This is a genomic window from Dryocola mayonis (assembly GCF_051307045.1).
Classification (GTDB): Bacteria; Pseudomonadota; Gammaproteobacteria; order Enterobacterales; family Enterobacteriaceae; genus Dryocola.
The window spans coordinates 794,236-821,039 of sequence record NZ_CP150452.1 but is presented as its reverse complement, the minus strand read 5'-3'; the positions used below and the strand labels follow the sequence as shown (position 1 = coordinate 821,039).

Here is a 26,804-nt window from a genome sequence, read left to right as displayed (position 1 = left end):
AATTATGAATCTTAACAGTATTCCCGCCTTCCAGGATAACTACATCTGGGTGCTCAACGATGAACAGGGTAAATGCATCATTGTCGATCCCGGCGAAGCGGCGCCGGTGCTTAAAGCCATCGCCGAGCATCGCTGGCAGCCGGAGGCCATTTTACTCACCCATCACCATCACGACCACGTTGGCGGCGTGAAAGAACTTGTGCAAAAGTTCCCGGGCCTTGTGGTATACGGCCCCGAAGAGACGCTAGATAAGGGAACGAACCGGGTAGTAAATGAGGGAGATAAGGTCAATATTTTAGAGTATGAATTTAGTATAATTGCCACGCCGGGTCACACTTCAGGACACATCTCTTATTTTAGTTTTCCTTACCTTTTCTGCGGAGACACCATGTTTTCCGGAGGCTGCGGCAGGCTTTTCGAAGGCACGCCAGAACAAATGTATCAATCTTTTCAAAAGATTAACGCTTTACCCGCCGATACGTTAATTTGCTGTGCGCATGAGTACACTTTATCAAACATGCAATTTTCCTTAAGTATTTTGCCGGATGACGAAGAGTTAGTGCGATACTATCGAAAAGTTAAGGAGTTACGTGCAAAAAACCAATCAACGCTGCCGGGTTCTTTACAAACTGAGCGTAAAATTAATGTTTTTTTAAGAACACAAGATCCTGATCTAAAAGAAATAATTAAAAAAGAAACAAACTTGCAACAACCAGAGCAAATATTCGCATGGTTACGCGCAAAGAAAGACAGATTCTGAATTTTCTGGTTGTGTTGTCCGGCGGGCAAATGTATTCTTGCTCGTCTTTTAAGCAACCATTGACACACACATGAAGGCAAAAGCGATATTATTCGCCACTGTCTTGCTCGTGGGGTGCCAGGCGTCAAAGCATGACGCTAACATCCAACAGCATGCGCAGAGTCTGTCTGCGGCTGGTCAAGGTGAAGCAGGAAAGTACACTGGTCAAGCGGCTTCGACGCGATGGATGGACGATGGGACGTTCCTCGCGCAAGATCAGAACCTGTGGAACTTCATCGGCGACGAGCTAAAGATGGGGATACCGGAAAACAGCCGGATCCGCGAACAGAAACAGAACTACCTGAGAAATAAGAGCTATCTCCACGATGTAACATTACGGGCAGAGCCGTATATGTACTGGATTGCCGGGCAGATTAAGAAACGTAATATGCCGATGGAACTGGTACTACTACCCATAGTGGAGAGCGCTTTTGACCCCCACGCGACTTCTGGCGCAAATGCCGCTGGCATTTGGCAGATTATTCCAAGTACGGGGCGCAATTACGGTCTTAAGCAGACCAAAGCGTACGATGCACGCCGTGATGTAGTGGCTTCCACCACCGCAGCGCTGGATATGATGCAGCGTTTGAACAAAATGTTCGACGGCGACTGGTTACTCACCGTAGCCGCGTACAACAGCGGCGAAGGCCGTGTGATGAACGCGATTAAAGCGAACAAAGCCCGTGGTAAACCCACGGACTTCTGGTCGCTTTCGCTGCCGCGGGAAACCAGAATCTACGTGCCGAAGATGCTGGCGCTGGGAGATATTCTCAAGAATAGCCAGAAATACGGCGTGCGTCTGCCGACAACGGACGAAAGCCGCGCCCTGGCGCGGGTTGAGGTCCATAACCCGGTACAGTTGACTCAGGTTGCCGAAATGGCGGGCATACCGCTCACCACGCTGAAAACCTTTAACGCAGGGGTTAAAACCTCCAGCGTGGGCAAAAATCAGCGCTACGTGATGGTGCCGCAAAAGCATGCCGACCAGCTAAAAGCCTCGCTGGCCGCGGGTGAAATCGCCGCCGTCCAGCCGACGCTGATGGCCGATAACCGCAGCAGCGCGGGCGGCAGCAAATCTTATAAGGTTCGTTCAGGCGATACCCTGTCGAGCATTGCTTCGCGCTTAGGCGTGAGCACGAAGGATTTGCAAAGCTGGAACGGTATACGCGGCGCGCAAATCAAGGTGGGCCAAACGCTGAGCGTCAGAAATGACGGCGAGCGTTTAGCCAAAAATGACAGCATCACCTATCAGGTGCGCAAGGGCGACTCTTTGTCGAGTATCGCGAAACGTCACGGCGTGAACATTAAAGATGTTCTGCGCTGGAACGATGATACGGACAACCTGAAGCCAGGCGATCGGCTGACGCTTTTTGTCAACAACAGCGCCACGCCCGATACCTAATCGCTAAGCAAAAAAGGCACCTCGCAAGGTGCCTTTTTTATTGCCTCAGCTAAGACCTGACCGCCTCCAGCATCACAATATCGCTGGTAAAAGAACCGTCATCCTGCAGCTCAAAATAACGCTGAACCTCGTCAGAGGCGCTTTGCTGATAGGCGCGTATCGCCTCCGCCAGCACGGCGGGCGTTCTCATCCTCGCAATCCAGCTCGAAAACTCCAGAACCAGACGGTCACACAGCAGGTTTTGAGAAATAAGGCCCGCCTCATTAAACAAGCTCAGCCATTCACCGCTGGAGTAATTACGTACGTGTGAGGTGTCGCGCAGGGCCCTCGACCGTTTGCAGCCAGATATCCAGCACGGGATGGCCCGGAGACATTACGTCCATAAAGATGACGACGCCACCCGGCTTCAATACGCGACGGACCTCCCGCAGCGCCTTGCCCACGTCATGCCAGTGGTGCGCCGAGTAACGGCTAATCACAACATCAAATGACTCGTCGGCAAAGGGTAAGGCTTCGGCATAGCCTTGTCGGGTAGTGAGATTAGCCATGCCGCGGGAACGCGCCGCATCGCTAACTACCTCCAGCATCTGTCCGGAAAGATCGTAAGCTACCACTTCGTTCACCCGGCCTGCGGCAATGAAACTGGCGTGCCCCGCCCCGCATCCCATATCCAGCAGCCTGGCCTGCGGGAAAGCGGCCAGACGCGCGCTCAGACGCTCCAGATCGCGCCCTGCGGCATGCACCGCGCTTGTCAGATACGCGCCGGCCTGGGAGCCGAACTGCCGATCGACTTTGTCATGGTGAGATTGTGTTGTCATTGTATGTCCTTGCGTTTGAGTAAAAGAAAGGGCAGCACACGGGTCTGCCCAACGGCAGACCTGACTAACCTTACTTCAGCTCAGGTTTGCCGGGACGGAATTCAACTAGTAGAGGATTGTGGTCAGAGGCGCGGGTAACCAGCACCGAGGCTTCCGTAACGTTTAAACCACGGTAGAAAACGAAATCCAGCGGGCGGCCGAAAGCCTTGCGGCGATGATCGTCGGTAAAGCGAACTTCGCGCAGGGTCATTTCACGGGCGAAGCGGTAAAGCGCATTCATTCGCGGGCGGCTCCATGCGTTGAAATCGCCGGCCATGATTACCGGGCCGTTATGGTGGCCAATCTGATCGCCAATCGGACCGAGCTGTTTGCTGTAGACGTCCACGCCCAGGCTAAAATTCACGGCATGAATGTTTACCACCATTAACAGGCGCCCGTCAGGCAAAGGATAAACGGTAACTAAAGCGGACTTGGACAGACGCAGAATAGGTTCCCGCTCCCGCAGCGGACAACAATAAACGGGGTGCGCGGCAGAAAGCGTCATGACGCCGGAAGGGTGCTGCGGTAAGACAAAGGCCGGGACCTGATCGGCAGCCAGATAGTTGCTGGTCGCGAACGCCACCAGCTCAGGCGTGGTCTGCGCCTCTTGCAGCAGTACGAGATGAGCGTCTTTGCCAAAATTTTGCAGCACCGAAAGCCAGTCGGCTCGCTGCTGCTTAAAGATATTCCACACCAGCACGCGCAGTGCGCCTTCACCGGGCAGAGGAGCGCCGGGTGGCAATGCCTGGCCTATGGTCGCAAATGAGCCAGGCGGCAGAATGCGTTCTGCAGGCTGACCGGCGACATATCGCATGGCATAAGTATTTTTGCGCACGTTTGACTAACGACCTCGGTAACCAAAGAGCCCTCTGACTCAGGGCGGTCTTTCAGTTATAGGGGCTTTATTGCTGAGTTTCAATGACCATTACAAACTGTTGACGGATCAGAGCGTAACAAAACTTCACGCTCTGACCCTTTCAGCTAGCCAATAGCAGCTTCGGCTCGCTTATCAAGCCGCCCGCTCAGGCCGATTAACAGCAAAGCGCCCGCGACGATGATCGCGCCAATCCACGGCGTCTGGGCCAGGCCAAAACTCTGCACCGTCTGGCCGCCAATAACGGAACCTAACGCGATACCGATATTAAAAGCCGCGATGTTCAGGCCGGATGCGACATCTACGGCATTCGGCGTGTACTCTTCCGCTTTTTGCACAACGTAAACCTGCAGGCCCGGCACGTTGCCGAAAGCGAAGATGCCCATCACCAGAATCGTCGCCAGCGCCGCAATATGTGAACTGGCGGTGAACTGGAAGAGCAGCAATAACGCGGCCAGGGCAGCAAAGATAAACTTCAACGCGGGCACGGCCCCGTGTCGGTCAGCCAGCCTGCCACCCCAGATGTTGCCAATGGCGACGGACACGCCGTAGCCGAGCAGAATCCAGCTCACCGCCGCGGGAGAATATCCGGCAAGCTCCTGCATCATCGGAGCCAGGAAAGTAAAGGCGGTGAACACGCCGCCATAGCCAAGCGCCGTGATCGCGTAGATCATCAGCAGGCGCGGATGAGTCAGCACTTTAAGCTGCTCTTTCAGGCCCGCAACGGCGCGTAGCGGAATATTTTTCGGCACCAGAATCATGCTGCTGATAAGTGCGATAACACCGATAAAAGAAACGGCGAGGAAAGTTTCGCGCCAGCCAAAATGCTGGCCGATAAAGGTTCCTAACGGCACGCCTGTTACCAGCGCGACGGTCAGGCCGCCAAACATAATAGCAATCGCGGATGCGGCTTTTTCCTTTGCGACAAGGCTTGTGGCGATGGTGGAGCCGACGGAGAAGAACACGCCGTGCGCCAGGCCCGTCAGCAGGCGGGCAACGATCAGCGTTTCATAGTTCGGCGACAGCCAGGCCAGCAGGTTGCCCGCGGTGAACAGCGCCATCAGGCCTGTCAGCAGCCGTTTGCGTGGCAGTTTCGCCGTTAATGCGGTTAATACCGGCGCGCCAACGGCGACGCCCATCGCATAAATGGAAACTAACAGCCCGGCAGAGGGCAGTGAAATGGAAAGCTGGTCGGCTATCGTCGGGACCAGGCCCACGATAACAAACTCGGTAGTACCGATTGCAAACGCACTGATAGTCAGTGCCAGTAGCGCCAGAGGCATAATTTACTCCATAGCAGGTGTCTTTTGATGACACGCAGTATGGCCGGATGGTTAAATAACAAAAATATGCAAAATCTCAATATAATTTTGCCGCAGGAGCAATAATGAAAGCGACCTCTGAAGAGCTGGCGATTTTCGTCGCCGTGGTAGAAAGCGGCAGTTTCAGCCGGGCCGCGGAACAGCTCGGCCAGGCAAACTCGGCCGTAAGCCGCGCGGTGAAGAAGCTTGAGATGAAATTAGGCGTCAGCCTGCTCAACCGTACGACCCGACAGCTGAGCCTGACGGAGGAAGGCGAACGCTATTTTCGACGCGTGCAGCAGATCCTGCAGGAGATGGCCGCCGCAGAGAATGAGCTGATGGAAAGCCGCCAGACGCCACGGGGGCTGTTACGCATTGATGCGGCAACGCCGGTAATGCTGCATCTGCTGCTGCCGCTGATAAAGCCCTTCCGGGAGCGCTATCCTGAGATGACGCTTTCTCTAGTCTCCTCTGAAACATTCATCAACCTGATTGAACGTAAGGTAGATGTCGCTATACGCGCCGGGACATTAACGGATTCAAGCCTGCGGGCCAGGCCGTTGTTTGCCAGCTATCGTAAGATTATCGCTTCACCGGAGTATCTTGCGGAGTATGGAATGCCGGAGAGTACAGACGATCTTAAAGATCATATCTGTCTGGGATTTTCCGAGACGGCAAGCCTCAACCGCTGGCCAGTTGCGCAGGTTGATGGGCAGCTCTATGACATAACGCCGGGGATCGCCTCGAATAGCGGTGAAACGCTTAAGCAGCTTTGCCTGATGGGAAACGGGATTGCCTGTCTTTCTGACTATATGATTAATCAGGAAATTGCCGAAGGAAGGTTTGTCGAGCTGATGGCTGATAAACTTTTGCCTGTCGAGATGCCTTTTAGCGCCGTTTACTATAGCGACCGGGCGGTCAGCACGCGGATCAGGGCGTTTATCGACTTTCTGAGCGAGCATGTAAAACAGCCCCCGCAGGGGCTGTAACGGTTAATTAATCCCACTCAGGCGCTAAGCCTTCCGGGCTAACCAGACGGTCATTGCAGTCAAGCGTAGCGATGGCTGCCATATCTTCAGCGTCCAGCTTCAACGTTTGCGCCCGCAGGTTGCTTTGCAGGTTCTCACGTTTGGTCGAAGAAGGAATAACCGCGTAGCCCAGCTGCATTGCCCATGCCAGAATGACCTGGGCAGGCGTGGCGCCGTGTTTGCCGGCAATACGGCCAATCACCTCATCCGCCAGCGCCTTGCCATAGGCGAGCGTCATATAAGACGTGATGTGAATATCGTGCTGCTGCGCCCATTCAACCACCTTAAGGTTTTGCAAATAAGGCGAAAGCTCAACCTGATTGGTGGCGATATTTTCTGCGCCAATCGCATCAATTGCCTGCTGCATCAGCGGGATAGTGAAGTTTGAAATACCAATCTGGCGCGTCAGGCCTGCTTTTTTCGCCTCCAGCAGCGCCTGCATAAATTCAGCGACGGGCACGGCGTCGTTTGGCGATGGCCAGTGGATCAAAGTCAGATCGACATAGTCCGTACGCAGCTTGCTCAAGCTCTCTTTCAGGCTTGGGATCAGCTTGTCTTTGCTGAGGTTCTCAATCCAGATTTTGGTGGTGATAAACAGATCGCCACGCGCCACGCCGCTCTCTTCAATCGCCTGCCCTACCGCAGCTTCATTATCATAGATCTGCGCTGTATCAATGGCGCGATAGCCAAGCTCAAGGGCAGTTTTTACTGACGCGATGACGACATCGTCTTTTAAGCGAAAAGTACCTAAACCAAATGCAGGAATTGTCATGACTTGCCTCGTTGGGGATATGTGTTTGTAATGCGAGGATTATGCAGGCAATGACTATGATGAAAAAGACGGATAAACGCAGAAGATATTTGCCAGAAACGCAACAATAGGGGTTTTCAGGCGGATTACAGGCAAAGAAAAAAGCCCTGAGTCTAAGACTCAGGGCTTAATAAGTGGCGGAACGGACGGGACTCGAACCCGCGACCCCCTGCGTGACAGGCAGGTATTCTAACCGACTGAACTACCGCTCCACCGAATTTCTTACAGCATCAGGGTTAACCCCGATTTTACTTCTGAATTTGGAGCCTGGCAGTTCCCTACTCTCGCATGGGGAGACCCCACACTACCATCGGCGCTACGGCGTTTCACTTCTGAGTTCGGCATGGGGTCAGGTGGGACCACCGCGCTGTTGCCGCCAGGCATATTCTGTTTACCGGCCGTCACTGCTCATGACCACCGGCTTAAAATCTCGGTTCAGGCTGAAAATCAAATTATTCTGTCTCTCACAAAACACCTTCGGTGTTGTAAGGTTAAGCCTCACGGATCATTAGTACTGGTTAGCTCAATGCATCGCTGCACTTACACACCCAGCCTATCAACGTCGTCGTCTTCAACGTTCCTTCAGGAGACTTGAAGTCTCAGGGAGAATTCATCTCGGGGCAAGTTTCGCGCTTAGATGCTTTCAGCGCTTATCTCTTCCGCATTTAGCTACCGGGCAGTGCCATTGGCATGACAACCCGAACACCAGTGATGCGTCCACTCCGGTCCTCTCGTACTAGGAGCAGCCCCCCTCAATTCTCCAGCGCCCACGGCAGATAGGGACCGAACTGTCTCACGACGTTCTAAACCCAGCTCGCGTACCACTTTAAATGGCGAACAGCCATACCCTTGGGACCTACTTCAGCCCCAGGATGTGATGAGCCGACATCGAGGTGCCAAACACCGCCGTCGATATGAACTCTTGGGCGGTATCAGCCTGTTATCCCCGGAGTACCTTTTATCCGTTGAGCGATGGCCCCTTCCATTCAGAACCACCGGATCACTAAGACCTGCTTTCGCACCTGCTCGAGCCGTCACTCTCGCAGTCAAGCTAGCTTATGCCTTTGCACTAACCTCACGATGTCCGACCGTGATTAGCTAACCTTCGTGCTCCTCCGTTACGCTTTAGGAGGAGACCGCCCCAGTCAAACTACCCACCAGACACTGTCCGCAACCCGGATTACGGGTCTACGTTAGAACACCAGCCATTAAAGGGTGGTATTTCAAGGTTGGCTCCACGCAGACTGGCGTCCACGCTTCAAAGCCTCCCACCTATCCTACACATCAAGGACCAGTGTTCAGTGTCAAGCTATAGTAAAGGTTCACGGGGTCTTTCCGTCTTGCCGCGGGTACACTGCATCTTCACAGCGAGTTCAATTTCACTGAGTCTCGGGTGGAGACAGCCTGGCCATCATTACGCCATTCGTGCAGGTCGGAACTTACCCGACAAGGAATTTCGCTACCTTAGGACCGTTATAGTTACGGCCGCCGTTTACCGGGGCTTCGATCAAGAGCTTCGCCTTGCGGCTGACCCCATCAATTAACCTTCCGGCACCGGGCAGGCGTCACACCGTATACGTCCACTTTCGTGTTTGCACAGTGCTGTGTTTTTAATAAACAGTTGCAGCCAGCTGGTATCTTCGACTGGCTTCAGCTCCATCCGCAAGGGACTTCACCTACGCGCCAGCGTGCCTTCTCCCGAAGTTACGGCACCATTTTGCCTAGTTCCTTCACCCGAGTTCTCTCAAGCGCCTTGGTATTCTCTACCTGACCACCTGTGTCGGTTTGGGGTACGATTCTGTGTTACCTGATGCTTAGAGGCTTTTCCTGGAAGCAGGGCATTTGTCACTTCAGCACCGTAGTGCCTCGTCATCACGCCTCAGCCTTAAAGTGTTCCGGATTTGCCTGGAACACAAGCCTGCACGCTTAAACCGGGACAACCGTCGCCCGGCCAACATAGCCTTCTCCGTCCCCCCTTCGCAGTAACACCGAGTACAGGAATATTAACCTGTTTCCCATCGACTACGCCTTTCGGCCTCGCCTTAGGGGTCGACTCACCCTGCCCCGATTAACGTTGGACAGGAACCCTTGGTCTTCCGGCGAGCGGGCTTTTCACCCGCTTTATCGTTACTTATGTCAGCATTCGCACTTCTGATACCTCCAGCAGACCTCACAGTCCACCTTCAACGGCTTACAGAACGCTCCCCTACCCAACAACACATAGTGTCGCTGCCGCAGCTTCGGTGCATGGTTTAGCCCCGTTACATCTTCCGCGCAGGCCGACTCGACCAGTGAGCTATTACGCTTTCTTTAAATGATGGCTGCTTCTAAGCCAACATCCTGGCTGTCTGTGCCTTCCCACATCGTTTCCCACTTAACCATGACTTTGGGACCTTAGCTGGCGGTCTGGGTTGTTTCCCTCTTCACGACGGACGTTAGCACCCGCCGTGTGTCTCCCGTGATAACATTCTCCGGTATTCGCAGTTTGCATCGGGTTGGTAAGCCGGGATGGCCCCCTAGCCGAAACAGTGCTCTACCCCCGGAGATGAATTCACGAGGCGCTACCTAAATAGCTTTCGGGGAGAACCAGCTATCTCCCGGTTTGATTGGCCTTTCACCCCCAGCCACAGGTCATCCGCTAATTTTTCAACATTAGTCGGTTCGGTCCTCCAGTTAGTGTTACCCAACCTTCAACCTGCCCATGGCTAGATCACCGGGTTTCGGGTCTATACCCTGCAACTTAACGCCCAGTTAAGACTCGGTTTCCCTGCGGCTCCCCTATACGGTTAACCTTGCTACAGAATATAAGTCGCTGACCCATTATACAAAAGGTACGCAGTCACCCCATAAAGAGGCTCCCACTGCTTGTACGTACACGGTTTCAGGTTCTGTTTCACTCCCCTCGCCGGGGTTCTTTTCGCCTTTCCCTCACGGTACTGGTTCACTATCGGTCAGTCAGGAGTATTTAGCCTTGGAGGATGGTCCCCCCATATTCAGACAGGATACCACGTGTCCCGCCCTACTCGTCGAACTCACAGAAGGTGTGCCTTTGTGTACGGGAGTATCACCCTGTACCCTGCGACTTTCCAGACGCTTCCACTGACACACAAACTGATGCTGGTTCTGGGCTGCTCCCCGTTCGCTCGCCGCTACTGGGGGAATCTCGGTTGATTTCTTTTCCTCGGGGTACTTAGATGTTTCAGTTCCCCCGGTTCGCTTCGTTAAGTTATGTATTGGCTTAACGATAGTGCAACGGATTGCACTGGGTTTCCCCATTCGGAAATCGCCGGTTATAACGGTTCATATCACCTTACCGGCGCTTATCGCAGATTAGCACGTCCTTCATCGCCTCTGACTGCCAGGGCATCCACCGTGTACGCTTAGTCGCTTAACCTCACAACCCGAAGATGTTTCACTTCAGATTATGAAAATTTGAGAGACTCGAACATATCGTAAACCCATTCTTTATTACGGAAGAATGAGACGACATGTCGTTTCAATTTTCAGCTTGTTCCGGATTTTTAAAGAGCAAATATCTCAAACGTGATTCCTGAGAATCAGTTTTGAGATACCGTTGAGCATGAAATGATGGTGGAGCTAAGCGGGATCGAACCGCTGACCTCCTGCGTGCAAGGCAGGCGCTCTCCCAGCTGAGCTATAGCCCCATCGATTTCGTAAAACCTTTGATTTACCGAAAATTGTTCGCTGGTCAAGGCGCAGCGTCACGAAGCATATTTTGATATGCGAGTGATGCTGTAACGCAGGATAGCGGAGAATTTGGTAGGCCTGAGTGGACTTGAACCACCGACCTCACCCTTATCAGGGGTGCGCTCTAACCACCTGAGCTACAAGCCTATAAGGTTTTACTGCTCGTTTTCTATCAGACAATCTGTGTGAGCACTGCGCGGGTTGTATCTTTAAGGTAAGGAGGTGATCCAACCGCAGGTTCCCCTACGGTTACCTTGTTACGACTTCACCCCAGTCATGAATCACAAAGTGGTAAGCGCCCTCCCGAAGGTTAAGCTACCTACTTCTTTTGCAACCCACTCCCATGGTGTGACGGGCGGTGTGTACAAGGCCCGGGAACGTATTCACCGTGGCATTCTGATCCACGATTACTAGCGATTCCGACTTCACGGAGTCGAGTTGCAGACTCCGATCCGGACTACGACGCACTTTATGAGGTCCGCTTGCTCTCGCGAGGTCGCTTCTCTTTGTATGCGCCATTGTAGCACGTGTGTAGCCCTACTCGTAAGGGCCATGATGACTTGACGTCATCCCCACCTTCCTCCAGTTTATCACTGGCAGTCTCCTTTGAGTTCCCGGCCTAACCGCTGGCAACAAAGGATAAGGGTTGCGCTCGTTGCGGGACTTAACCCAACATTTCACAACACGAGCTGACGACAGCCATGCAGCACCTGTCTCAGAGTTCCCGAAGGCACCAATCCATCTCTGGAAAGTTCTCTGGATGTCAAGAGTAGGTAAGGTTCTTCGCGTTGCATCGAATTAAACCACATGCTCCACCGCTTGTGCGGGCCCCCGTCAATTCATTTGAGTTTTAACCTTGCGGCCGTACTCCCCAGGCGGTCGACTTAACGCGTTAGCTCCGGAAGCCACTCCTCAAGGGAACAACCTCCAAGTCGACATCGTTTACGGCGTGGACTACCAGGGTATCTAATCCTGTTTGCTCCCCACGCTTTCGCACCTGAGCGTCAGTCTTTGTCCAGGGGGCCGCCTTCGCCACCGGTATTCCTCCAGATCTCTACGCATTTCACCGCTACACCTGGAATTCTACCCCCCTCTACAAGACTCTAGCCTGCCAGTTTCGAATGCAGTTCCCAGGTTGAGCCCGGGGATTTCACATCCGACTTGACAGACCGCCTGCGTGCGCTTTACGCCCAGTAATTCCGATTAACGCTTGCACCCTCCGTATTACCGCGGCTGCTGGCACGGAGTTAGCCGGTGCTTCTTCTGCGAGTAACGTCAATTGCTGAGGTTATTAACCTCAACACCTTCCTCCTCGCTGAAAGTACTTTACAACCCGAAGGCCTTCTTCATACACGCGGCATGGCTGCATCAGGCTTGCGCCCATTGTGCAATATTCCCCACTGCTGCCTCCCGTAGGAGTCTGGACCGTGTCTCAGTTCCAGTGTGGCTGGTCATCCTCTCAGACCAGCTAGGGATCGTCGCCTTGGTGAGCCGTTACCCCACCAACAAGCTAATCCCATCTGGGCACATCTGATGGCAAGAGGCCCGAAGGTCCCCCTCTTTGGTCTTGCGACGTTATGCGGTATTAGCTACCGTTTCCAGTAGTTATCCCCCGCCATCAGGCAGTTTCCCAGACATTACTCACCCGTCCGCCACTCGTCGGCAAAGAAGCAAGCTTCTTCCCGCTACCGTTCGACTTGCATGTGTTAGGCCTGCCGCCAGCGTTCAATCTGAGCCATGATCAAACTCTTCAATTAAAAGCTTGATGTGCTTCAACACGTGAAGCGGTGCTCAAAGATTACATTCACATAATTCACTAATGAATTACTGTCTGGTCACTCTTCAAGGCTTGATATTTTTTTGCACCCGAAGATGCTGAGATATCAATCCTGCGAGTGCCCACACAGATTGTCTGATAAATTGTTAAAGAGCGGTGCAATCAGCGGCGAAGCCTGCTGTTGCGAGGTGGCGTATATTACGCTTTCCTCTTTCAGAGTCAAGCGTTTATTTTCGCTTTCGTCTGCCTGACGGGCCGGTTTGTAAGCCGTTGTGCCGTGTCAGTGGAGGCGCAGTATAGGGATTTTTCGGAGGCTGACAACCCCTAATTTCAAAATAATTTCCGACCGCGCATTTTTTAATCACAAAGGCGATTTTTAGCGCGATTTAATCGCCTTCGGCAGGTCTGCGAGGCTATTAATCACCAAATCCGCCGCGGCTTCACCTTCCGCGGTGACCGGCTTACCGCTGCGCACCAGCACTTTCGTGCCTACCTGCGCGGCCGCCGCTGCCTGCATATCTTCCAGCTTGTCGCCAACCATATAAGAAGCGGCCATATCAATATGTAAATACTCCGCGGCGGACAGCAGCATGCCCGGCTGCGGCTTACGGCAGTCACAGCTTTGGCGGAACTCTTCTACTATTGCCTCCGGATGATGCGGACAATAGTAGATGCCGTCGAGATCCACCCCACGGTCGGCCAGCGACCAATCCATCCACTCGGTGAGATTTTCGAAATCAGCTTCGGTAAACATGCCGCGGGCGATACCGGACTGGTTAGTGACCAGCACCAGCGCATAGCCCATCTCTTTTAGTTCGCGCATGGCTTCGATCGCGCCGTCGATAAATTCAAAGCGATCGACTTCATAAACGTAACCATGATCAACGTTAATGGTGCCATCGCGGTCGAGAAAAATAGCGGGAACAGACTGTGCCACCTGGAAACTCCTGAAACTGAATTATTGCGCCTAGTATCGCATATTTTAAGGCCGTGGAGAGAGCGGAGGTTCACGCCCCGATTGATTTAGACGTCTGGATGCCTTAACATCCATATCGATGACGGTCATCGCCCGTTATCGGCAGTAGAAAATGCCACGGCTAACTCTTATACGATAATAAATAACCTAATGATTAAACTTTCAAACATCACCAAAGTGTTTCAGCAAGGGAACCGCACCATACAGGCGTTGAACAACGTCAGTCTGCACGTTCCCGCTGGGCAAATTTATGGCGTGATTGGCGCATCCGGCGCGGGTAAAAGCACCCTTATCCGCTGCGTGAACCTGCTTGAGCGTCCAACGCAAGGCTCGGTGCTGGTTGATGGCCAGGAGCTGACGACGCTGTCCGAAGCCCGGTTGACGAAAGCCCGCCGGCAGATTGGCATGATTTTCCAGCACTTTAATTTACTTTCATCCCGTACCGTTTTCGGCAACGTTGCCCTGCCGCTGGAGCTGGACAATACCCCGCGTGAAGAAATTAAGCGCCGCGTTACCGAGCTTTTGGATCTTGTAGGCTTAAGCGAAAAGCATGACGTCTATCCGGCTAACCTTTCCGGCGGGCAGAAACAGCGTGTCGCTATTGCTCGCGCGCTTGCCAGCAACCCGAAAGTGCTGCTGTGCGATGAAGCCACCAGCGCGCTCGACCCGGCCACGACCCGTTCTATTCTTGAACTGCTCAAAGACATTAACCGTCGTCTTGGCTTAACCATCCTGCTTATCACCCATGAGATGGACGTGGTGAAACGCATCTGCGACCGCGTCGCCGTTATCAGCGACGGCGAGTTAATAGAGCAGGATACCGTGAGCGAAGTGTTCTCCCATCCGAAGACTCCGCTTGCGCAGCAGTTTATTCAATCCACCCTGCATCTGGATATTCCGGAAGACTACGCCCGGCGCCTGAGCGCTGAAACGCGCGATGAATTTGTTCCCTTGTTGCGCCTGGAATTTACCGGCCAGTCCGTGGACGCGCCTTTGCTTTCCGAGACGGCCCGCACCTTCAACGTAAACAGCAATATCATCAGCGCCCAGATGGACTACGCCGGCGGCGTGAAGTTCGGCATCATGCTGTGCGAAATGCACGGCGCGCAAAACGACACGCAAGCCGCAATTGCCTGGCTGAAAGAACAACATGTAAAAGTAGAGGTGCTGGGCTATGTCTGAGCCGATGATGTGGTTGCTCCTGAAAGGAGTCTATGAAACGCTGGCGATGACCTTTGTGTCCGGCTTCTTTGGTTTTGTGCTCGGCCTGCCGGTGGGCGTACTGCTTTATATTACTCGTCCAGGCCAGATCAGTGCGAACGCGAAGCTCTACCGCGGCATGTCCGCGCTGGTTAACATCTTCCGTTCGATTCCTTTCATTATCTTACTGGTGTGGATGATTCCCTTCACTCGTGCGATTGTTGGCACATCCATTGGCCTGCAGGCGGCCATCGTGCCGCTGACCGTCGGCGCGGCGCCGTTTATCGCACGTATGGTGGAAAACGCGCTGCTGGAAATTCCGTCGGGCCTGATTGAAGCGTCCCGCGCTATGGGCGCCACGCCGATGCAGATTATCCGCAAGGTGCTGCTGCCCGAGGCGCTGCCGGGCCTGGTCAATGCCGCCACTATTACCTTAATTACGCTGGTCGGTTACTCGGCTATGGGCGGCGCGGTCGGCGCCGGCGGCTTAGGGCAGATTGGCTATCAGTATGGTTATATCGGTTATAACGCTACCGTGATGAATACGGTATTAGTGTTATTGGTAGTATTGGTGTATCTAATCCAGCTATCTGGCGATCGTATCGTCCGGGCTGTTACTCACAAATAAGACGTTCAACACAACATCGTTTTTTACTCAAGTAAGGAAGGGATATGTCTTTTAAATTGAAAACCTTTGCGGCAGTTGGTGCTTTAATTGGTTCACTGGCTCTGGTGGGTTGTGGTCAGGACGAAAAAGATCCAAACCATATTAAAGTTGGCGTTATCGTGGGTGCCGAGCAGCAGGTTGCTGAAGTTGCGCAGAAAGTCGCTAAAGAAAAATATGGCCTGGACGTTGAGCTGGTTACCTTCAACGATTACGTTCTGCCGAACGAAGCGCTGAGCAAAGGCGATATCGACGCTAACGCCTTCCAGCACAAACCATACCTGGACCAGCAGATTAAAGACCGCGGCTATAAGCTGGTGTCCGTTGGCAACACCTTCGTTTACCCGATTGCCGGCTACTCCAAGAAAATCAAATCCCTGGATGAGCTGCAAAACGGCGCGCAGGTTGCCGTGCCAAACGACCCGACTAACCTTGGCCGTTCCCTGCTGCTGCTGCAAAAACAGGGTCTGATCAAGCTAAAAGACGGCGTAGGCCTGCTGCCAACCGTGCTGGACGTCACCGAGAACCCAAAAAACCTGAAGCTGGTTGAGCTGGAAGCGCCTCAGCTGCCGCGTTCTCTGGACGACGCCCAGATCGCGCTTGCGGTGATCAATACCACTTATGCCAGCCAGATTGGCCTGACGCCGGCGAAAGACGGCATCTTTGTTGAAGATAAAGAGTCTCCGTACGTCAACCTGATCGTCTCCCGCGAAGATAACAAGGATGCGGAAAACGTGAAGAAATTTGTTCAGGCCCTACCAGTCTGACGAAGTTTATGAAGCGGCAAACAAAGTCTTCAACGGCGGCGCGGTGAAAGGCTGGTAATTTCCCGGCGGCATTTTTTGCATAAATAATCTAAGACGGGCTCATGCCCGTCTTGTTATTTTTGCAAGAGCTTGATTCAATATTCCCGATTTATCATTCATTGAGGAAAAACTATGCGTGCTTTACCGATCTGTTTATTAGCAGTCATGCTGAGCGGCTGTTCTATGCTAAGCAGATCCCCCGTTGAACCCGTTCAAAGCACCGCAGCACCAGCGAAAGCTGAACCCGCCAAACCTAAGGCTCCGCGTCCGGCGCCGGTAAAAATCTATACCAATGCGGAAGATTTAGTCGGCAAGCCATTCCGCGACCTGGGCGAGGTCAGCGGCGAATCCTGCCAGGTAAGCAATCAGGACTCCCCGCCGAATATCCCAACCGCACGCAAGCGCCTGCAGATTAACGCGTCAAAAATGAAAGCCAACGCGGTGCTGCTGCATAGCTGTGATGTTACCAGCGGTACGCCGGGCTGCTACCGACAGGCGGTTTGCGTAGGGTCCGCACTGAACGTATCGGCGAAATGACGGCGTTCACCTTTGAACAAATTGGCGTAATTCGCTCACCTTATAAAGAAAAGTTTGCCGTTCCGCGCCAGCCGGGCCTGGTCACGGACGGAGGCGGCGAACTTCATTTGTTGCCGCCTTTTAATCTGGCCGATGCCATACGCGGCCTGGAAGGCTTCAGCCACCTGTGGCTTTTATTTGTCTTCCACCAGACGATGGAAGGCGGCTGGCGTCCAACGGTGCGCCCTCCCCGCCTTGGCGGCAACGCCCGCATGGGCGTCTTTGCCACGCGCTCCACCTTCCGTCCTAACCCAGTCGGCATGTCGCTGGTAGAGCTAAAAGGTATTCGCTGTGAAAAAAACCAGGTGATTTTGCAGCTCGGCAGCCTGGATTTGGTAGACGGCACGCCGATTGTGGATATCAAACCTTATTTGCCCTTCGCTGAAGCGCTGCCTGACGCCGTTGCGGGCTACGCCCAGAGCGCCCCCGTTGCGGATATGCCGGTTTATTTCACCGCCGATGTACAGCAACAGCTGGCGAGCCTCGATAAAACCTACCCGCATATCGCGCGCTTTATTCAACAGGTGCTGGCGCAGGATCCCCGTCCGGCTTATCGTAAGGGCGAAGAGGCGGGTAAAACCTATGCCGTACTGCTGCTTGATTTCAATGTGCGCTGGCGCGTTACGGAGCAGGGTTCTGAGGTGTTTGCTGTCGAAGCGCGCTAATTTATCGCCCCTCTCTTTTGACATCCCTGCCACACTGGTAAACTAAACCACTTTTTTGAAGCAGGCTGCCTTGCAGCCGGTTATCAGCCGTTCAAATGGAACCGTAATAACATGCGTACTAGCCAATATCTGCTCTCCACCCTGAAGGAGACACCTGCCGACGCCGAAGTCATTAGCCATCAGCTGATGCTGCGCGCCGGGATGATCCGCAAACTGGCCTCCGGTTTATATACCTGGCTGCCGACCGGTTTGCGCGTCCTGAAAAAAGTCGAAAATATCGTGCGTGAAGAGATGAACAACGCCGGTGCCATTGAGATGTGCATGCCCGTTGTTCAGCCCGCCGATCTGTGGCAGGAGAGCGGCCGTTGGGAACAGTACGGTCCGGAATTGCTGCGTTTTGTCGACCGCGGCGAGCGTCCATTTGTTCTCGGCCCGACCCATGAAGAAGTGATCACCGACCTGATTCGTAACGAGCTGAGCTCTTATAAGCAGCTGCCGCTGAACTTCTTCCAGATCCAGACTAAGTTCCGCGACGAAGTGCGCCCACGCTTCGGCGTTATGCGCTCTCGCGAATTCCTGATGAAAGACGCTTACTCTTTCCATACCTCTCAGGAATCTCTGCAGGAAACTTACGATGCGATGTATCAGGCCTACAGCAAAATCTTTACCCGCATGGGTCTGGATTTCCGCGCTGTTGAAGCGGATACCGGCTCCATCGGCGGCAGCGCATCCCACGAATTCCAGGTGCTGGCGCAAAGCGGCGAAGATGACGTTATCTTCTCTACCGAATCTGATTACGCGGCCAATATCGAATTCGCCGAGGCCGTAGCGCCGGCCGGCGGTCGCGCAGCGCCGAGCGTGGAAATGACGCAGATCGACACCCCGAATGCGAAGACCATCGCCGATCTGGTAGAGCAGTTCAACCTGCCGATTGAGAAAACCGTGAAGACGCTGCTGGTCAAAGCGACCGAAGGCAGCGCCTGGCCGCTGGTTGCCCTGCTGGTGCGCGGCGATCACGAACTGAACGAAGTGAAAGCTGAAAAGCTGCCGCAGGTTGCAAGCCCGCTGACTTTCGCCACCGAAGCGGAGATCCGCGCCGTGGCTAACGCCGGCCCGGGCTCTCTTGGCCCGGTCAATCTGCCGATTCCGGTAGTGATTGACCGTAGCGTAGCGGCGATGAGCGATTTCGCCGCCGGCGCCAACGTTGACGGTAAACACTTTGTGGGCATCAACTGGGAGCGTGACGTCGCGCTGCCGCAGGTGGCGGATATCCGTAACGTGGTGGAAGGCGATCCAAGCCCGGACGGTAAAGGCACGCTGCTGATTAAGCGCGGCATCGAGGTAGGCCACATCTTCCAGCTCGGCACCAAATATTCAGAAGCCATGAAGGCTTCGGTGCAGGGCGAAGACGGCCGTAACCAGACGCTGACCATGGGTTGCTACGGTATCGGCGTAACGCGCGTTGTGGCTGCGGCGATTGAGCAGAACAACGACGAACGCGGCATTCTGTGGCCGGATGCCATCGCACCTTTCCAGGTTGCTATCCTGCCGATGAACATGCACAAATCTTTCCGCGTGAAAGAGCTGGCGGAAGAGCTTTACTCCACCCTGCGTGCCAAAGGCATCGACGTGCTGATGGATGACCGTAAAGAGCGCCCTGGCGTGATGTTTGCGGATATGGAGCTGATTGGTATTCCACATACCGTGGTCATCGGCGATCGCAATCTCGACAGCGAAGAGGTTGAGTACAAAAACCGTCGCGTCGGCGAGAAGCAGATGATTAAGACCGGCGAAATCATCGATTTCCTGGTAAGCCAGATCCAGCGCTAATTTTTGTTACGCGCGTAAAAAAGCCCTGCTCTGCAGGGCTTTTTTTTATCAGTTGGAACAGCTTTTACCTGCTTCGAACTTCGCGGCCTTATCCGCCACCAGCGTTTTTTGCAGCTCGCCGCTGTCCGGCGATGCCTGTAGGGTAAAGTGCCCTTCCACTGCCAGCAGCACCGGCTGCATATCCTTTCCCCGGGCCGCTGCGTAGCCGCGCTCCAGATCCGCATTGCTGGCTACGGCAAAGGTGCGTCCGGTTGCGCAATCCTGGAATATCGCCGCGTCCGCCATGTACTTATACATGCCTTTCATCGCCATAGGCGTAGCGGGCAGCGCGTCGTTCGTTGGTTTTAGCGTGTAGTTGAACTGCGACTCGACCGGGTTTCCTTCGCGGTCGAGCATCTCAAGCCCGTCAGCTTGCGGCCGGAAATAGAGCTTATCGCCGCCGCTTTCTGTCAGCACCAGCTTATCGGCGGTGCGCGCCCATGAGCCGTAAGAGGCGAAGACCGACGGCGATTTCGCGCCCTGATAGCGCTGGTTCATCACCCAGGTGCCGTCTTTCTCAAGAAATAATGAAGTTTCAATGCCTTCGCAGTCGGCGCAGGGCAGCAGCCCCTTGTAACTTTGCTGCATCGGTTTTAATTCGGCAGCCTGGGTGGGTTGCAAAGTCTGCATTTCGGCACGGTTGTTACAGCCGAAAAGGGCAAACAGGCTGCAGGGCCGCCACCGCTGATATTAAAAGTTTCTTCACCCTCTATTCCTTATGCTGGTTATCTCAGTGCCCGTCGTTATTCAGGACGGCGGACCTTCCCGCGCAGCGATTTCGTCGTCGACTTTTGTGCTTTCGACGCCAGACGACGTTCTTTTGAAGCACGCGTCGGCCTGGTGGCCCGACGGCTTTTCTGCTCGGCGGTTAATTCTTTAATCAAAGAGACCAGGCGAGCCACGGCGGCTTCACGGTTCATCTCCTGGCTGCGGTATTCCTGCGCCTTTATCACCACCACGCCGTCAGGCGTGATCAGATGATGGCTCGCGGCAAGCAGCCGCTCTTTGTAATATTCTGGCAAGCTGGAAGCGCGTATGTCAAAACGCAGATGAATAGCCGTTGAGGTTTTATTCACATGCTGACCGCCCGCGCCCTGCGCCCGGATGGCGGTGATCGTCACCTCCTGCTCGGGGATTTCAACCGTTCGGGAAACGCTAATCATTAATGCTGCAGCCACGCGGTAAAGTGAATTTCAGCGTTGCTTACCGCATCCGACAGCCAGATTGCGCCATCCTGAATGGTCGCCTGCAGGTTCATGCTGCGCGTGCCGAATTCGCTAAGCCGGGCCAGCTGCTCATCGTCCAGATACCAGATGCTGAGGTTTTTAAACTGGCTCAGCTTGTTCTGATTTTGCTGCCACCAGATCTGGGCTGCACGACTATTGTAGGTAAACAACGCCACCTGCGCGGCCTGGCTGCAGGCTTTTTTCACCCGGCGCTCTTCGGGCAGACCCAGCTCAATCCACAGGTCGATGCCCAGATGGTCGTTGCGCTGCCAGATTTCAGGCTCTTCTTCCGCGCTCAAACCGCGCGTAAACTGCAGACGCTCGTCCGCATATTTAATCCACGCCAGCAGGCGCAGCATCATGCGTTCCTGGGTTTCAGAGGGATGGCGCGCAAGCGTCAGGTTGCTATCCAAGAACTTATTGCGATCGAGATCGGCAACATTCACCATCGCTTTATAGATTGTTGCTTTTAACGCCATCACGCTTCTCCAGACTTATTTGGCGCTCATTGTAACGAAAACCTCGCTAAAACGCTGTTATCTATTCACAAGACCAGGCGTTCACGCTGCTGATATCGGTTTCATGCCTGTGGTATAGTCACCTTGCTAAACAGAGTTTATCTTCGTAGGCTTAAGTTCCATCCACGAGTAAGTCTGAAGTCGAGACTCTGACAGGAGGGCGTGTGGAAAAGTATTGTGAACTGGTTCGACAGCGCTACGCGGAGATCGCGAGCGGGGATTTAGGCTATATTCCGGACGCGTTAGGTTGCGTTCTGAAGGTGCTAAATGAGGTGGCCCTGTAGCGAAGCACTGCCAGAATCAATCAGGGAACAGGCGGCGTATGCTGCCGCGAACTTACTGGTGAGCGATTATGTCTGTGAATGATGCCTATCAACCCATCAATTGTGATGACTATGACAATCTCGAGCTCGCCTGCCAGCATCACCTGTTACTGACGCTGGAATTGAAGAGCGGAGAGGTTTTGAAAGCGAAAGCAAGCGACCTGGTGACTCGTAAAAACATCGAATATTTGATTATCGATGATGCAGGAAGCACGCGTGAAGTTCGACTCGATAAAATCACCAGCTTCAGTCACCCTGAAATTGGCACCGTTGTGGTCAGTGAAGAATGATGGTCAGCGGATCCTGACGCACAATATGCAGGACAAGCGGGCAGCCCTGAGGCTGTCCGTTTTTTTATCCGCTTGCGCCATAGCCGGCGGCGCGTATCGTTACTCGCTCTTTTTTTGCCAGTCAATATGCCAGCACGATCCTTCCGTTGCCTGCCCTTCGCGGGTCACAAAAATGCCCGGGGCGGCGATCAGCTGCTCGCCATAAAATACCAGCGGCGTGGCATTGCGCCGCCATGAAGGGATCTGCAGCTCCTGCCAGATTTTCTTCAGGCTTCGGCCGCGATCGCGCCCGACGATATGATGAGTGCCGCCAGCTTTAAAACGAATGCTAACGGGTTCGTCGCGGCGCGGCGCGCGAACGGCCTGCCCTTCGGCGGCCAATGTCAGCGTGCCAAGGCCTGCGGGAAGGATAAGCGGGGCATAAGGCGCCGCCCAGTGCAGAACGGTATCGCCCTGCCCGCTCGCCGACCGCACCCAGTACAGCGCCCCCTGAAAACGACGCACCTCGTAGTCGCCAAACTTCAGCCGCGGGTTGGCATCGTCCCGGCTGGAGGCGACCTCATCCCACACGCGCTGTAAAGCCGCCCGTGAAGGCATCGCCGCTTTATGAGTAGCAAACCAGCGCCGCAGCAACGCAGCGCGACGGGTTTCGCTCAGGCTGGCTAAGGGGGCGATACGCAAGGCGCCATCTTCCAGCAGCAGCGCGGCAAGCTGCTCCGCCAGCAGTTCATCCAGCAGCGCTTCCTGCTCGCCGCAAAGTTCGGCGCTGCGGGCCACGCTGCGCGCAAAATGCGGCCAGCGCCGCTGTAAAACGGGCAGCACGCGCAGCCGCAGGAAATTTCTGTCGTAAGCGTCGTCCTGATTGCTTTCGTCTTCAATCCACGTCAGCCGATGAAGGCGGGCCCAGGCCTCCAGCGTTTCCCGGCTTTGCCCAAGCAAAGGGCGCAGCAGGACCGTGCCGGCAAATGCGAGCCGGGCCCGGCATGGCCGCAAGCCCGGCCGGGCCGCTGCCTCTTTTTAACGCCAGTAAAAACGTTTCGCACTGATCGTCCAGATGCTGCGCCGTCAGCAGCGCTTCTGCGGGCCGCAGCGCATGAGTTAATGCCTGATAGCGAGCCGCGCGCGCCTGCGCTTCAACGCCTTTTCCGTCATCGGCTAAGCGTACCCGGGCCACCCGCAGGGGAACGTTCCACCGCGTGCAGAGCTGCTCGCAGTGAGCGGCCCATTTATCGGCGTTAGCGCTGATGCCATGATGAATGTGCATGGCGCGCAGCTGCAGGTCGGGGGCGATGGTTTCGCGCAGCGTAACCAGCTGGTGCAGTAAAACCGTCGAATCCAGCCCGCCGCTAAACGCCACCAGCAGGCTGCGGTGCGGATGAAGTGATGACAGTAGCGGCTGGAGATCCATATTCAGTATTTTGCGTGAGGGTTTGCCCGGCACGTTACCGGGCAACGGCGACAGAGGCAAGAGCTACTGCTGGTAAAGTTCCAGCGGCAGGCCGTCCGGGTCGGCGAAAAAGGTGAAACGCTTGTCGGTAAAGGGATCGATGCGGATGGGTTCACAGGCTACGCCGTGCTTTTCCAGATGCGCAACCGCCCGATCCAGATCGTCCACGCTGAACGCCAGGTGGCGCAGCCCGCAAGCCTCCGGACGGCTGGGGCGCGCAGGCGGGAACGGGAAGGAGAAAAGCTCGATAACGTACCGACCGTTTAACGCCAAATCGCCTTTCCAGGAGTCCCGCTCTTCGCGATACGCTTCCGCCTGTAGCGTAAAGCCCAGAATATTGCAGTAAAACTGCTTGCTGGCCTGATAATCCGAGGCGATGATTGCGATGTGATGCACCTGCTTTAAACCTAACATATAAGCTCCTTTATCTTTGTGGCACGTTACCAGCACGCCTTATTAAATCAAGGCGTTATACCACTTTTAAGACTCGTACCCGGTATACGCCGTCTTCCCCCAGCTCCGCGCCGTGGATATCCGTTTCAAAACCAGGATAGTGCTCGCCCACCGAACAGAGCATCAGCAGAAAATCCAGCACCGCGCGGCTTTCGCTGGTAATCATCTCGCCCGGCATCACTACCGGCACGCCCGGCGGATACGGCAGGATCATGTTGGCAGAAACCCGGTTTAGCAGCTGCTCGATTTCCACGGTTTCAACATTCCCCTTTACCTGCTGCTGCCAGGTCTGGTGCGGTGTCAGCTTTATCTCCGGCAGGACATCGAAAGCACGCAGCATCAGGTCGGGCAAATTATGCTGCCTGATAAGCCTATGGATCCCCTGGGCCAAATCCTGAATACGCATATTGCGGTAGAAGTCCGGATCCTCGGCATAGAGATCCGGCAGCATATTTTTGACCCGCAGGTTAAGATCGTAAGAGCGTTTAAACTCCGTCAGGCCGCGCAGCAGACTGAGCGCTTTGGTTTTGTCGATGCCGATGCTGAACAGGAACAGCAGGTTGTACGGCCCGGTCTTCTCCACCACCACGCCGCGCTCATCAAGAAACTTCGCCACCAGCGCCGCGGGGATCCCAACGTCTGCCATGGCTCCTGACTCGTCCATGCCGGGCGTCAAAATCGTCACCTTAATGGGATCGAGATACATATGGTCGGCATCCGCATCTTTGAAACCGTGCCAGTCTTCCTCACCGGGTGAAATCGGCCAGCAGGCGGCCTCGTCAATGTGTTCCGGCTGCCAGATATCGAAGAACCAGTCCTCCGACTCTTCGCGCAGGCGCTGAACCTCGCGGCGAAAATGCAGCGCCCGCTCCACGGAACGGTTGATCAGACGCTTGCCCGGGTTGCCGCGCAGCATGGCGGCCGCCGTTTCTATGGACGCCACCAGCGGATAGCTCGGCGAAGTTGTCGTGTGCATCATGTAGGCTTCATTAAAGGTCCGTTCGTCGTAATCGCCTTTAATGTGGATCAGGGACGCCTGGGAAAGCGCCGCCAGCAGCTTGTGGGTGGACTGCGTTTCGTAAATCACCTTCCCCGGCACCCGCTCCCCGCTCATGCCGCTTTTGCCCTGATAAATAGGATGAAAATTGGTATAGGGAACCCAGGCGGAATCAAAGTGAATCGAGGGAACGTCCAGGGTATGTTTAATAAACTCGGTGTTATACAGCAGGCCGTCATAAGTTGAGTTGGTGATGATGGCGTGCACCGGCCACTGCGCATCCTGAGTGGCGAGGACCTTTTCTTCAATGCTTTCGCGCAGGAATTCGCGTTTCGGAATGCCGCCCAGAATCCCCAGCGCGTTGCGCGTCGGCTTTAACCAGATGGGCACCAGATCGGTCATCATCAGCAAATGCGTCAGCGATTTATGGCAGTTGCGGTCGATTAAAACGGTGCTGCCCGAAGGCGCGGCATACATCCCGACAATTTTGTTTGAGGTGGAGGTGCCGTTGGTCACCATATAGCTTTGCTCCGCGCCGAAGGTGCGGGCGATATACTCTTCGGCTTCCAGATGCGGGCCGGTATGGTCAAGCAATGAGCCCAGTTCGGTCACCGAGATCGACACATCCGCTTTTAACGTATTGCCGCCGAAGAAATCGTAAAACAGGCAGCCGACCGGGCTTTTTTGATAAGCCGTCCCCGCCATGTGTCCCGGCGTACAGAAGGTATATTTCCCCTCTTTAACGTAGTTGAACAGCGCGCGGGTAAACGGCGGCGTGATGGTGCCGAGATACTCGCTGGTGTACTGCCTGATACGCACGGCGATGTCGTCCGCCGCACTGAGGGCGTATTCAAAGAACCACAGTGCCATGCGCATCTCGTTGACGCTGACGTCCAGCGACGAGTGGGTATTGATAAAAGCGTAAAGCGGCAGGTACTCGTTAAGCAGGTTAATTTCGCTGCACAAATCGAGGCTGTACTCGTCCCAGTCGAAAATCACGCCGCAAATTCTTGGGTTGTGTTCGATAAGTTTCAGCAGGTCGGTGCTGTTGGTCGGGTAGATGAGCTGGAAGCCCTGTTTCTCCAGCTCCTGATGCAGCTCTTTTATCGGCTCGTCTTTATAAAAAACGCCCTGCGGTCCCATAATGGCGATGATATTCACAGCTTACCTCCTGGCAAAAGTCTCAGCTAAGCATAGCGCAATGCCCTTTTCAGTGGGGCGATAAACGCAAAAAGGGCCGGAAAATCCGGCCCTTAGGGTCAATACGCGGCAAAATATCAGGCGTAGCCGTAGCTCATTAAACGCTGATAGCGGCGGTTAAGCAGCTCATCTTTGTTCAGCCCGTCCAGATCGGCAAGATCCGCCAGCAGCTGCGCTTTTAAAGACGCGGCCATGGTTTCCGGATGACGATGCGCGCCGCCCAGCGGTTCAGGAATAACGGTATCGACCAGCTTCAGCTCTTTCAGACGCGTGGCGATAATGCCCATCGCTTCCGCAGCAAGCGGCGCTTTGTCGGCGCTTTTCCAGAGAATGGAGGCGCAGCCTTCCGGAGAGATAACGGAATAGGTGCTGTACTGCAGCATATTCACTTTATCGCCCACGCCGATGGCCAGCGCGCCGCCGGAGCCGCCTTCACCGATCACCGTACAGATGACCGGCACCTTCAGACGAGACATTTCACGCAGGTTACGGGCGATGGCTTCAGACTGGCCACGCTCTTCCGCGCCAACGCCCGGGTATGCCCCTGGCGTGTCGATGAAGGTGATAATCGGCATATTAAAACGCTCGGCCATCTCCATCAGGCGCAGCGCTTTACGGTAGCCTTCCGGCGCCGGCATACCGAAGTTGCGGCGAATTTTTTCTTTGGTTTCACGTCCTTTCTGGTGACCAATAACCATTACCGGACGGCCGTCAAGACGCGCGGTGCCGCCAACGATAGCCTTATCGTCAGCATAGGCGCGGTCGCCCGCCAGTTCGTCAAAGTCATCAAAAGCGAGACGAAGATAATCGAACGTGTAGGGGCGCTGCGGATGGCGCGCCAGCTGGGCGATTTGCCATGCTCCTAAATCGGCGAAGATTTTACGCGTGAGTTCTACGCTTTTTTCACGTAGACGCTGCACTTCTTCGTCCAGATTGATATCCAATTTTTCATCCTGACGGCTAACGGCGGTCAGGGAATCGATTTTCGCTTCCAGCTCTGCGATCGGCTGTTCGAAATCAAGGAAATTCAGACTCAT

Annotated in this window: 18 protein-coding genes, 3 tRNA genes, 3 rRNA genes and 5 pseudogenes; 11 read left to right on the top strand and 18 right to left on the bottom strand. The window is 54.6% G+C overall.

Annotated elements, in window-relative coordinates; translation table 11 throughout:
- Positions 1-4: 4 nt before the first annotated feature.
- Positions 5-760 (top strand): hydroxyacylglutathione hydrolase, encoded by a 756-nt coding sequence (gene gloB / locus WLO32_RS03955; protein WP_435947251.1) that lies wholly within the window; start codon positions 5-7, stop codon positions 758-760.
- 70 nt (positions 761-830) lie between these two features.
- Complete coding sequence (gene mltD, locus WLO32_RS03950; RefSeq protein ID WP_435947250.1) at positions 831-2,201, top strand: murein transglycosylase D; 1,371 nt, start codon at positions 831-833, stop codon at positions 2,199-2,201.
- 49 nt (positions 2,202-2,250) lie between these two features.
- Here the strand turns inward: mltD and WLO32_RS03945 are convergent.
- From WLO32_RS03945 to WLO32_RS03935, 3 genes and pseudogenes are all read right to left on the bottom strand, one after another.
- Positions 2,251-3,019, bottom strand: a pseudogene (locus WLO32_RS03945) (class I SAM-dependent methyltransferase).
- Positions 3,020-3,089: 70 nt separating this feature from the next.
- On the bottom strand, positions 3,090-3,893 hold the full coding sequence (locus WLO32_RS03940; protein WP_121267556.1) for an endonuclease/exonuclease/phosphatase family protein: 804 nt from the start codon (positions 3,891-3,893) through the stop codon (positions 3,090-3,092).
- Positions 3,894-4,039: 146 nt separating this feature from the next.
- A complete protein-coding gene (locus WLO32_RS03935) occupies positions 4,040-5,215 on the bottom strand; it encodes an MFS transporter (protein ID WP_435947249.1) in 1,176 nt (391 codons plus the stop codon).
- 104 nt (positions 5,216-5,319) lie between these two features.
- Between WLO32_RS03935 and yafC the strand changes: the two genes are divergently transcribed.
- Positions 5,320-6,222 carry a DNA-binding transcriptional regulator YafC gene (gene yafC, locus WLO32_RS03930; RefSeq protein ID WP_435947248.1) on the top strand — a complete coding sequence of 301 codons (903 nt, stop codon included), beginning with the start codon at positions 5,320-5,322 and terminating at the stop codon, positions 6,220-6,222.
- A gap of 7 nt (positions 6,223-6,229) precedes the next feature.
- On the opposite strand, the gene dkgB is transcribed toward yafC, so the two are convergent.
- The 8 genes from dkgB to gmhB form a co-directional block, all read right to left on the bottom strand.
- Complete coding sequence (gene dkgB, locus WLO32_RS03925) at positions 6,230-7,033, bottom strand: 2,5-didehydrogluconate reductase DkgB (protein WP_435947247.1); 804 nt, start codon at positions 7,031-7,033, stop codon at positions 6,230-6,232.
- Between the two features lie 174 nt (positions 7,034-7,207).
- Positions 7,208-7,284: transfer RNA gene (locus WLO32_RS03920), tRNA-Asp, on the bottom strand.
- Between the two features lie 53 nt (positions 7,285-7,337).
- Positions 7,338-7,453 (bottom strand): 5S ribosomal RNA (gene rrf / locus WLO32_RS03915).
- A gap of 106 nt (positions 7,454-7,559) precedes the next feature.
- Positions 7,560-10,466, bottom strand: a 23S ribosomal RNA gene (locus tag WLO32_RS03910).
- Between the two features lie 195 nt (positions 10,467-10,661).
- A tRNA-Ala gene (locus tag WLO32_RS03905) sits at positions 10,662-10,737 on the bottom strand.
- Positions 10,738-10,850: 113 nt separating this feature from the next.
- Positions 10,851-10,927 (bottom strand) — tRNA-Ile (locus WLO32_RS03900).
- A gap of 68 nt (positions 10,928-10,995) precedes the next feature.
- A 16S ribosomal RNA gene (locus tag WLO32_RS03895) occupies positions 10,996-12,537 on the bottom strand.
- Together the 16S, 23S and 5S rRNA genes with 3 tRNA genes alongside form the textbook arrangement of a ribosomal RNA operon.
- Before the next feature lie 396 nt (positions 12,538-12,933).
- The gene (gene gmhB, locus WLO32_RS03890; RefSeq protein WP_435947246.1) at positions 12,934-13,494 is read right to left on the bottom strand and encodes a D-glycero-beta-D-manno-heptose 1,7-bisphosphate 7-phosphatase; all 561 of its coding nucleotides are present in this window, start codon (positions 13,492-13,494) and stop codon (positions 12,934-12,936) included.
- Between the two features lie 189 nt (positions 13,495-13,683).
- On the opposite strand from gmhB, the gene metN reads away from it, so the two are divergent.
- The 6 genes and pseudogenes from metN (at position 13,684) to proS (ending at position 19,274) form a co-directional block, all read left to right on the top strand.
- Positions 13,684-14,715 carry a methionine ABC transporter ATP-binding protein MetN gene (gene metN, locus WLO32_RS03885; protein ID WP_435947245.1) on the top strand — a complete coding sequence of 344 codons (1,032 nt, stop codon included), beginning with the start codon at positions 13,684-13,686 and terminating at the stop codon, positions 14,713-14,715.
- On the top strand, positions 14,708-15,361 hold the full coding sequence (locus WLO32_RS03880) for a methionine ABC transporter permease MetI (protein WP_271121938.1): 654 nt from the start codon (positions 14,708-14,710) through the stop codon (positions 15,359-15,361). The genes metN and WLO32_RS03880 overlap by 8 nt, the downstream gene beginning before the upstream one ends.
- Positions 15,362-15,405: 44 nt before the next feature.
- A pseudogene (gene metQ / locus WLO32_RS03875) lies at positions 15,406-16,222 on the top strand (methionine ABC transporter substrate-binding lipoprotein MetQ).
- Between the two features lie 113 nt (positions 16,223-16,335).
- Positions 16,336-16,740, top strand: coding sequence for an Rcs stress response system protein RcsF (rcsF, locus tag WLO32_RS03870; RefSeq protein WP_121264603.1), 405 nt, complete (start codon positions 16,336-16,338; stop codon positions 16,738-16,740).
- Positions 16,737-17,444, top strand: a complete 708-nt coding sequence (tsaA, locus tag WLO32_RS03865; RefSeq protein ID WP_435948241.1) for a tRNA (N6-threonylcarbamoyladenosine(37)-N6)-methyltransferase TrmO — start codon at positions 16,737-16,739, stop codon at positions 17,442-17,444. Before rcsF ends, tsaA begins: the two co-directional genes overlap by 4 nt.
- 111 nt (positions 17,445-17,555) lie before the next feature.
- A complete protein-coding gene (proS, locus tag WLO32_RS03860; protein ID WP_435947244.1) occupies positions 17,556-19,274 on the top strand; it encodes a proline--tRNA ligase in 1,719 nt (572 codons plus the stop codon).
- 48 nt (positions 19,275-19,322) lie between these two features.
- Here proS and nlpE read toward each other — a convergent pair.
- The 3 genes and pseudogenes from nlpE to WLO32_RS03845 all read right to left on the bottom strand — a co-directional run bounded on the left by nlpE (position 19,323) and on the right by WLO32_RS03845 (position 21,018).
- Positions 19,323-20,019: pseudogene (gene nlpE / locus WLO32_RS03855) on the bottom strand (envelope stress response activation lipoprotein NlpE).
- 37 nt (positions 20,020-20,056) lie between these two features.
- Positions 20,057-20,476: an alternative ribosome rescue aminoacyl-tRNA hydrolase ArfB gene (gene arfB, locus WLO32_RS03850; RefSeq protein ID WP_435947243.1), complete on the bottom strand. Its 420-nt coding sequence runs from the start codon at positions 20,474-20,476 to the stop codon at positions 20,057-20,059.
- Positions 20,476-21,018, bottom strand: coding sequence for a YaeQ family protein (locus WLO32_RS03845; RefSeq protein WP_435947242.1), 543 nt, complete (start codon positions 21,016-21,018; stop codon positions 20,476-20,478). The genes arfB and WLO32_RS03845 overlap by 1 nt, the downstream gene beginning before the upstream one ends.
- Positions 21,019-21,221: 203 nt before the next feature.
- On the opposite strand from WLO32_RS03845, the pseudogene WLO32_RS03840 reads away from it, so the two are divergent.
- Positions 21,222-21,423, top strand: a pseudogene (locus WLO32_RS03840) (YaeP family protein).
- A complete protein-coding gene (rof, locus tag WLO32_RS03835) occupies positions 21,410-21,670 on the top strand; it encodes a Rho-binding antiterminator (RefSeq protein ID WP_121264583.1) in 261 nt (86 codons plus the stop codon). Before WLO32_RS03840 ends, rof begins: the two are co-directional and overlap by 14 nt.
- Before the next feature lie 99 nt (positions 21,671-21,769).
- On the opposite strand, the pseudogene tilS reads toward rof, so the two are convergent.
- The 4 genes and pseudogenes from tilS to accA all read right to left on the bottom strand — a co-directional run bounded on the left by tilS (position 21,770) and on the right by accA (position 26,804).
- Positions 21,770-23,078 (bottom strand): annotated as a pseudogene (gene tilS / locus WLO32_RS03830) (tRNA lysidine(34) synthetase TilS).
- A gap of 63 nt (positions 23,079-23,141) precedes the next feature.
- Positions 23,142-23,531 carry a VOC family protein gene (locus tag WLO32_RS03825; protein WP_435947241.1) on the bottom strand — a complete coding sequence of 130 codons (390 nt, stop codon included), beginning with the start codon at positions 23,529-23,531 and terminating at the stop codon, positions 23,142-23,144.
- A gap of 55 nt (positions 23,532-23,586) precedes the next feature.
- Positions 23,587-25,728: a lysine decarboxylase LdcC gene (locus tag WLO32_RS03820; protein WP_435947240.1), complete on the bottom strand. Its 2,142-nt coding sequence runs from the start codon at positions 25,726-25,728 to the stop codon at positions 23,587-23,589.
- Between the two features lie 116 nt (positions 25,729-25,844).
- A complete protein-coding gene (gene accA, locus WLO32_RS03815; protein ID WP_435947239.1) occupies positions 25,845-26,804 on the bottom strand; it encodes an acetyl-CoA carboxylase carboxyl transferase subunit alpha in 960 nt (319 codons plus the stop codon).

What these genes read in the sequence shown, in the direction of transcription:
- yafC (WP_435947248.1), top strand. Translation starts at nt 5,320, where the DNA reads ATGAAAGCGACCTCTGAAGAGCTGGCGATTTTCGTCGCCGTGGTAGAA.
- rcsF (WP_121264603.1), top strand. Translation starts at nt 16,336, where the DNA reads ATGCGTGCTTTACCGATCTGTTTATTAGCAGTCATGCTGAGCGGCTGT.
- accA (WP_435947239.1), bottom strand. Translation starts at nt 26,804, where the DNA reads ATGAGTCTGAATTTCCTTGATTTCGAACAGCCGATCGCAGAGCTGGAA.
- rof (WP_121264583.1), top strand. Translation starts at nt 21,410, where the DNA reads ATGTCTGTGAATGATGCCTATCAACCCATCAATTGTGATGACTATGAC.
- metN (WP_435947245.1), top strand. Translation starts at nt 13,684, where the DNA reads ATGATTAAACTTTCAAACATCACCAAAGTGTTTCAGCAAGGGAACCGC.
- WLO32_RS03825 (WP_435947241.1), bottom strand. Translation starts at nt 23,531, where the DNA reads ATGTTAGGTTTAAAGCAGGTGCATCACATCGCAATCATCGCCTCGGAT.
- proS (WP_435947244.1), top strand. Translation starts at nt 17,556, where the DNA reads ATGCGTACTAGCCAATATCTGCTCTCCACCCTGAAGGAGACACCTGCC.
- gloB (WP_435947251.1), top strand. Translation starts at nt 5, where the DNA reads ATGAATCTTAACAGTATTCCCGCCTTCCAGGATAACTACATCTGGGTG.
- WLO32_RS03845 (WP_435947242.1), bottom strand. Translation starts at nt 21,018, where the DNA reads ATGGCGTTAAAAGCAACAATCTATAAAGCGATGGTGAATGTTGCCGAT.
- mltD (WP_435947250.1), top strand. Translation starts at nt 831, where the DNA reads ATGAAGGCAAAAGCGATATTATTCGCCACTGTCTTGCTCGTGGGGTGC.
- arfB (WP_435947243.1), bottom strand. Translation starts at nt 20,476, where the DNA reads ATGATTAGCGTTTCCCGAACGGTTGAAATCCCCGAGCAGGAGGTGACG.
- dkgB (WP_435947247.1), bottom strand. Translation starts at nt 7,033, where the DNA reads ATGACAATTCCTGCATTTGGTTTAGGTACTTTTCGCTTAAAAGACGAT.
- WLO32_RS03935 (WP_435947249.1), bottom strand. Translation starts at nt 5,215, where the DNA reads ATGCCTCTGGCGCTACTGGCACTGACTATCAGTGCGTTTGCAATCGGT.
- WLO32_RS03880 (WP_271121938.1), top strand. Translation starts at nt 14,708, where the DNA reads ATGTCTGAGCCGATGATGTGGTTGCTCCTGAAAGGAGTCTATGAAACG.
- tsaA (WP_435948241.1), top strand. Translation starts at nt 16,737, where the DNA reads ATGACGGCGTTCACCTTTGAACAAATTGGCGTAATTCGCTCACCTTAT.